This is a genomic window from Pseudomonas sp. Sample_10, assembly GCF_004321495.1.
Taxonomy (GTDB): domain Bacteria; phylum Pseudomonadota; class Gammaproteobacteria; order Pseudomonadales; family Pseudomonadaceae; genus Aquipseudomonas.
Map to the genome: position 1 here is coordinate 1 of NZ_RCOE01000306.1, position 6,706 is coordinate 6,706.

6 protein-coding genes and 1 pseudogene are annotated in these 6,706 nt (G+C 61.1%); all 7 read right to left on the reverse strand.

Annotated elements, in window-relative coordinates:
- Positions 1–184: 184 nt before the first annotated feature.
- Positions 185–958 carry an SDR family oxidoreductase gene (locus tag D8U18_RS28455; protein ID WP_056853698.1) on the reverse strand — a complete coding sequence of 258 codons (774 nt, stop codon included), beginning with the start codon at positions 956–958 and terminating at the stop codon, positions 185–187.
- The gene (locus tag D8U18_RS28460; RefSeq protein ID WP_130930812.1) at positions 955–2,166 is read right to left on the reverse strand and encodes an O-succinylhomoserine sulfhydrylase; all 1,212 of its coding nucleotides are present in this window, start codon (positions 2,164–2,166) and stop codon (positions 955–957) included. The genes D8U18_RS28455 and D8U18_RS28460 overlap by 4 nt, the downstream gene beginning before the upstream one ends.
- Before the next feature lie 132 nt (positions 2,167–2,298).
- Positions 2,299–3,804 carry an amidophosphoribosyltransferase gene (gene purF, locus D8U18_RS28465; RefSeq protein ID WP_034150926.1) on the reverse strand — a complete coding sequence of 502 codons (1,506 nt, stop codon included), beginning with the start codon at positions 3,802–3,804 and terminating at the stop codon, positions 2,299–2,301.
- Between the two features lie 41 nt (positions 3,805–3,845).
- The gene (locus D8U18_RS28470; RefSeq protein ID WP_131109266.1) at positions 3,846–4,406 is read right to left on the reverse strand and encodes a CvpA family protein; all 561 of its coding nucleotides are present in this window, start codon (positions 4,404–4,406) and stop codon (positions 3,846–3,848) included.
- Positions 4,407–4,504: 98 nt separating this feature from the next.
- Positions 4,505–5,197: an SPOR domain-containing protein gene (locus D8U18_RS28475; RefSeq protein WP_131109268.1), complete on the reverse strand. Its 693-nt coding sequence runs from the start codon at positions 5,195–5,197 to the stop codon at positions 4,505–4,507.
- Positions 5,181–6,488, reverse strand: coding sequence for a bifunctional tetrahydrofolate synthase/dihydrofolate synthase (gene folC / locus D8U18_RS28480; RefSeq protein ID WP_131109270.1), 1,308 nt, complete (start codon positions 6,486–6,488; stop codon positions 5,181–5,183). Before folC ends, D8U18_RS28475 begins: the two co-directional genes overlap by 17 nt.
- Positions 6,485–6,706: pseudogene (locus D8U18_RS28485) on the reverse strand (acetyl-CoA carboxylase carboxyl transferase subunit beta); the annotation flags it as partial. The gene folC and the pseudogene D8U18_RS28485, both read right to left, overlap by 4 nt.

Genomic DNA, 6,706 nt, shown 5'->3' on the forward strand with positions numbered 1-6,706 from the left:
AACCGCCGACATTCTGCTTGTAAGGCAGACGCTCTCCCAGCTGAGCTAATCACCCGTTTGCATCTCCGAGGCCGCGAAATTTACGCAGGTAGCGAACCTAAGTCAATAGCAGGATTGAAGTTTTTCTGAAAAAGACAAAATCGTTTCAATCCGGACAATCTCGCCAACAGTCCGACCGCTGGAGTTACTCGCTGTAAATCATCTTCTTGGTCATGCCGCCATCGACCACGAATTCCTGCCCGGTGACAAAACCGGCGTTCTTCGATAGCAGCCAGGCCACCATCGCCGCCACGTCCTCGACCGTCCCTACCCTGCCCGCTGGATGCTGGGCATGATCGGCGTCGGTCAACGGCTCGGCACGGCGCACGGACGGGTCACGTGCATCGATCCAGCCCGGGCTGACGGCATTGACCCGAATCTCCGGGCCAAGGCTGATGGCCAGTGCATGAGTCAGGGCCAGCAAACCGCCCTTGCTCGCCGCGTAAGCCTCGGTATCAGGTTCCGATTGCCCGGCGCGGGTCGAGGCCAGGTTGACGATCGACCCGTTATGAGCACGCAGATACGGCGCACAGTGCTTGGCCAATAGCATCGGCCCACTGAGATTCACTGCCAGCACCCGATTCCAGTAAGCCAGGTCGAGGCTTTCCAGGGTGATGTTGTGCGGATCGGCCACCGCCGCGTTGCACACCAGCGCATCCAGCCGCCCGAACTGCCCCAGCACTTCGGCCACGCCCAGGGCCACCTGACCTTCGTTGGAAACGTCCATGGCGATGAACCAGGCGTTGTCGCCGAGCGCTTTCGCCACTTTCGAACCGCGTTCACGATCCAGATCCGACAGCACCACTTGCCAGCCTTCGCTGATCAACCAGGCCGTGATACCCAGGCCAATGCCCCGCGCAGCGCCGGTCACCAGCGCCACGCGGCCGTTGGAGCCGGTTGGCGTCGACAGCTCGATCACAAGGCAGCCAACCCGCGCGCCAGGTCGGCTTGCAGGTCTGCCACGTCTTCCAGACCGACCGCGATGCGGATCAGGCTGTCACGGATACCCGCCGCTTCACGCTCTTGCGGCGCCAGACGGCCGTGAGACGTGGTGCTCGGATGGGTAATCGTGGTCTTGCTGTCACCAAGGTTGGCTGTGATGGAAATCAGGCGCGTCGCATCGATAAAGCGCCAGGCGCCCTCTTTGCCGCCCTTGACCTCGAAACTCACTACAGCCCCGAAACCTTTCTGCTGCCGCAGCGCCAGCTCGTGTTGCGGATGGCTCTTGAGGCCGGCGTAATGGACTTTTTCGATACCGTCCTGTTGCTCCAGCCATTCGGCCAGCTGTTGGGCGTTGGCGCAATGCGCCTTCATCCGCAGGTTCAGGGTTTCCAGGCCCTTGAGGAAGATCCAGGCGTTGAACGGGCTGAGAGTAGGCCCGGCAGTGCGCAGGAAACCGACCACTTCTTTCATCTGCTCGCTGCGACCGGCTACCACACCGCCCATGCAACGACCCTGGCCGTCGATGAACTTGGTCGCCGAGTGCACGACGATGTCCGCGCCCATTTTCAGCGGCTGCTGCAACGCCGGGGTGCAGAAGCAGTTGTCGACCACCAGCATTGCGCCTTTGGCGTGGGCGATTTTCGCCAGTTCGGCGATATCGACCAGTTCGGCCAGCGGGTTGGACGGCGATTCTACGAACAGCAGCTTGGTGTTGGCCTTGATTGCCGCATCCCAACCGGACAAGTCAGCCAAGGCTACATAATCGACTTCAATGCCAAAACGCTTGAAGTACTTCTCGAACAGGCTGATGGTCGAACCGAATACGCTGCGCGACACCAGCACATGATCGCCAGCGCTGCACAGGCTCATCACCACCGCCATGATCGCCGCCATGCCCGTGGCAGTGGCCACGGCTTGCTCGGCGCTTTCGAGGGCGGCGATGCGCTCTTCGAAGGCGCGTACGGTCGGGTTGGTGTAGCGCGAGTAAACGTTGCCCGGCACTTCCCCGGCGAAACGCGCAGCGGCATCGGCAGCGGTGCGGAACACGTAGCTGGATGTGAAGAACATCGGATCACCGTGTTCGCCTTCCGGCGTACGGTGCTGACCGGCACGTACGGCCAGGGTATCGAACGCTACGCCTTCGAGGTCGCTGTCCAACCGACCGGCATCCCAATCCTGACTCATGCTGTCACTCCTTGCCCTATTCGATGGTAGATACAAAACCGGCCCGCAGGAGCGAGGCTTGCCCGCGAAGAGTCCCTTGGGGACGCCAAAAGCTTCGCGGGCAAGCCTCGCTCCTACAAGGCCGGTTCTTACTTAGTTGTTGTACAGGTCGATAATCGCGCTGACTGCCTGGGTCTTGACCTTGGAGGCATCGTTGCGTGCCTGCTCGATCTTGTTCAGATAAGCCTCGTCGACATCGCCAGTCACATACTGGCCATCGAACACAGCGCAATCGAACTTGTCGATCTTGATCTTGCCGCCACCGACCGCTTCGATCAAGTCAGGCAAGTCCTGATAGATCAGCCAGTCGGCGCCGATCAGGTCGGCCACGTCCTGGGTCGAACGGTTGTGGGCGATCAGTTCGTGGGCACTCGGCATGTCGATGCCGTAGACGTTCGGGAAACGCACGGCCGGTGCAGCCGAGCAGAAGTAGACGTTCTTGGCGCCCGCTTCACGAGCCATCTGGATGATCTGCTTGCAGGTGGTGCCGCGCACGATCGAATCGTCCACCAGCATCACGTTCTTGCCGCGGAATTCCAGTTCGATGGCGTTGAGCTTCTGGCGTACGGATTTTTTCCGTGCAGCCTGGCCCGGCATGATGAAGGTCCGGCCGATGTAGCGGTTCTTCACGAAGCCTTCGCGGAACTTCACGCCCAAATGGTTGGCCAGTTCCAGGGCCGCGGTGCGGCTGGTGTCCGGAATCGGGATAACCACGTCGATGTCATGCTCAGGACGCTCGCGCAGAATCTTCTCGGCGAGCTTCTCGCCCATGCGCAGGCGGGCCTTGTATACCGAAACACCGTCGATGATCGAGTCAGGGCGCGCCAGGTAAACGTGTTCGAAAATGCACGGTGTCAGGGACGGGTTGGTCGCGCACTGACGGGTGTGCAGCTTGCCGTCTTCAGTGATGTAGACCGCTTCGCCCGGCGCCAGGTCGCGAATCAAGGTAAAACCGAGCACGTCGAGGGAAACGCTTTCGGAAGCAATCATGTACTCAACGCCTTCGTCGGTATGACGCTGGCCAAACACGATCGGGCGGATGCCGTGCGGATCGCGGAAGCCGACGATGCCGTAGCCGGTGACCATCGCCACGACAGCGTAACCACCGACGCAACGGTTGTGCACGTCGGTCACGGCAGCAAACACGTCTTCTTCGGTCGGCTGCAACTTGCCGCGCTGGGCCAGTTCGTGGGCGAACACGTTAAGCAGTACTTCCGAGTCAGAGCTGGTGTTGACGTGGCGCAGGTCAGATTCGTAAATCTCCTTGGCCAGCTGTTCAACGTTGGTCAGGTTACCGTTGTGCGCCAAAGTGATGCCGTAAGGCGAGTTGACGTAAAACGGTTGAGCTTCGGCCGAAGTCGAGCTGCCCGCGGTCGGATAACGCACATGGCCAATGCCCATGTGGCCGACCAGCCGTTGCATGTGACGCTGATGGAAAACGTCACGTACCAGGCCATTGTCCTTGCGCAGGAATAACCGGCCATCATGGCTGGTCACGATACCGGCAGCGTCCTGGCCGCGGTGCTGGAGGACGGTTAGCGCGTCATACAGCGCCTGATTGACGTTCGACTTACCGACGATACCGACGATGCCACACATGCGACGCAACCCCTACTTAATGGATCTGAACTGAACAGCACTCACTGAGGCGTTTTCGCCGTCGGCAAGAGCTGCTCCTTGAACGGAATCTCAGCGGGTACGCTGATTCCGCTGGCAAGCCACTGACTGCTCCACCCGAGTATCAGGTTTTTGGACCAGTCGGCGACCAATAGAAACTTGGGCACGAGCTGTGATTCTTTCCACCACCCGTCCTGCTGTACCGGCCCCAGGCTCAACAGCCCGACCGCCACGACCACCAGCAACACGCCACGCGCGGCGCCGAAGGCCATGCCGAGGAATCGATCGGTCCCGGACAACCCGGTGACCCGTACCAATTCGCCGATCAGATAATTGATCATTGCGCCCACCACCAGGGTGGCGACAAACATGATGGTGCAGCCCGCGATCACGCGAGCCGATGGCGTCTGGATATATCCGGCGAGGTACTCGGACAGTGAGCCACCAAACATCCAGGCAACAGCTCCTGCGATGATCCAGGTCACCAGCGACAGTGCTTCTTTGACGAAGCCGCGGCTCAGACTGATCAATGCAGAGATGGCGACGATTGCAACGATCGCCCAGTCAACCCAGGTAAATGGCACAGTGCAGCCTACAGACGGATAAGGCGGCGCATTTTAGCAGAGCCCATGCTTATCGGTAAGCTGCGATTGTCAGTGCATTTCATATCGGGGCGATAGTTTTAGCCACGTTCCGGCTGAAAGCGCACGACAAACCCCTTCAGGTTCTGCTGGCGGTTCAGCAAATCCCGCAGCCGGTCGGCTTCTGCGCGCTCGATCAGCGGCCCGACAAACACCCGGTTTTTGCCGTCGGCGGTCCGGATGTAGGCATTGTAACCCTGGCTGCGCAGGGTTTTCTGCAGCTTTTCCGCGCTTTCACGGTTGGCCAGGCTGGCCAGTTGCACCGACCAACTCACCGACAGACCATTGGCGTCGACACGGATTTGCGTGGTGTCTGGCTTACCCGGTGCCGCGCTGATTGGTTGGGACGGCGCAGTCGCCGGCTTCGCGGCCAATGCCGGAACCGGTGCCGGCGCAGGCGGCGTGACCGGTTTTGCCGTTGGCGCGGGAGCGACCGGTGCAGCCGGTGCAGCCGGTGCAGCCGGTGCAGGCGCTGTAACCGGTAGTTCTTGCTGGGCGATTTCGTCGTCGCTCGGCACAGGTTCTTGCGGCAAGGCTTGAGGCTCGGGCACTACGACCGGCTCCACTTGAACCTGCGGCATCGCTGGCGCCTGAGGGGCGGACGGGGCTTCGACCGTTACCTGGCGCTGCTCATCCTGACGGGAGAACAGCATCGGCAGGAAAATCACGGCCAGTGCGACGAGTACGAGCGCGCCAACCATGCGCTGTTTGTAGGCCTTATCCAGCAATGCCATTTGCCGCTTCCTCCGTGGAGCGCCGAGCCAGCCACTCAAGGGCCTCGGCGACACAATAAAATGATCCGAACAACAATATTTCATCGTCGCTCGTTGCCAGCGCGCACTGCCCTTCCAGGGCGGCCGCCACGCTGTCATAGCATGCTACCGACGCACCGCGCTTGAGTAGCGCATCTTGCAGATCGGCCACCGGCCGCGCCCGTGGCGAATCCAGCGGAGCGACAGCCCAGTGCTCGACACTAGCATTCAATTCGCCAATAACACCATCCAGATCCTTGTCGGCCAGCAATCCGAACACCGCCAGGCGTTTGCCAACCGGAGGACGACTGGCCAATCGCCGGGCCAGATACTCCGCCGCATGGGGGTTATGCCCCACGTCCAGTAACAGATTAAGACACTTGCCCTGCCAGTTGAACTGCCGGCGATCGAGACGACCGACCACCCGCGTCGCTTGCAGCGCCTGGACAATCTGCGCATCGACCCACGGCAGACCCAGCAACAGATACGCCTGCAAGGCGAGCGCCGCATTCTCCATCGGCAAATCGAGCAGTGGCAGGTCGTGTAACTCGACGGCGTGCCCCTGAATGTCCAGGCCGCGCCATTGCCAGTTGTGATCGGTGACCCCGAGATCGAAATCGCGCCCACGCAGGAAAAACGGGCAGGCAAGCTCGCGCGCTTTGTCCAGCAGGGGTTGCGGGGGATTGAGGTCGCCACACAGCGCAGGCGCGCCCTGGCGGAAGATACCAGCCTTCTCGAAGGCCACGGATTCGCGGGTATCACCCAGGTAATCCGCATGATCGACGCCAATGCTGGTGACCAGCGCCATGTCGGCATCAACCACGTTGACCGTGTCCAGGCGCCCGCCTAGACCGACTTCCAGCACCACGGCATCGAGCCGGGACTGTTGAAACAGCCAGAACGCGGCCAATGTGCCCATTTCGAAGTAAGTCAGGGAAGTGTCACCACGCCCCGCCTCCACCGCAGCGAAGGCCTGGCACAGTTCGGCGTCAGTGGCTTCGACGCCATTGACCTGCACCCGCTCGTTGTAACGCAGCAGGTGCGGAGAATTGTAGACACCGACTTTCAGGCCCTGGGCGCGCAGCAATGAAGCCACGAACGCACAGGTCGAGCCCTTGCCGTTGGTGCCGGTGACCGTGATCACCCGAGGCGCCGGCTTGCCCAGTCCCATGCGGGACGCTACCTGTTGCGAGCGCTCAAGGCCCATGTCGATGGCCGAAGGGTGCAACTGCTCAAGGTAGGCGAGCCACTCGCCAAGGGTACGTTGGGTCATATATTGGCAGGCACCGGTGGGACGACGATCGGTTCGATTGGTGCAGCGACGAATTTCGGCGTCGGCAGGCCCATCATTTGCGCCAGCAGGTTACCCAGGCGTGGGCGCAGTTCCTGACGGTGAATGATCATGTCGATCGCGCCGTGTTCCAGCAGGAACTCGCTGCGCTGGAAGCCTTCCGGCAGTTTTTCGCGCACGGTCTGCTCGATCACGCGCGG

What these genes read in the sequence shown, in the direction of transcription:
- D8U18_RS28460 (WP_130930812.1), bottom strand. Translation starts at nt 2,166, where the DNA reads ATGAGTCAGGATTGGGATGCCGGTCGGTTGGACAGCGACCTCGAAGGC.
- purF (WP_034150926.1), bottom strand. Translation starts at nt 3,804, where the DNA reads ATGTGTGGCATCGTCGGTATCGTCGGTAAGTCGAACGTCAATCAGGCG.
- D8U18_RS28475 (WP_131109268.1), bottom strand. Translation starts at nt 5,197, where the DNA reads ATGGCATTGCTGGATAAGGCCTACAAACAGCGCATGGTTGGCGCGCTC.
- folC (WP_131109270.1), bottom strand. Translation starts at nt 6,488, where the DNA reads ATGACCCAACGTACCCTTGGCGAGTGGCTCGCCTACCTTGAGCAGTTG.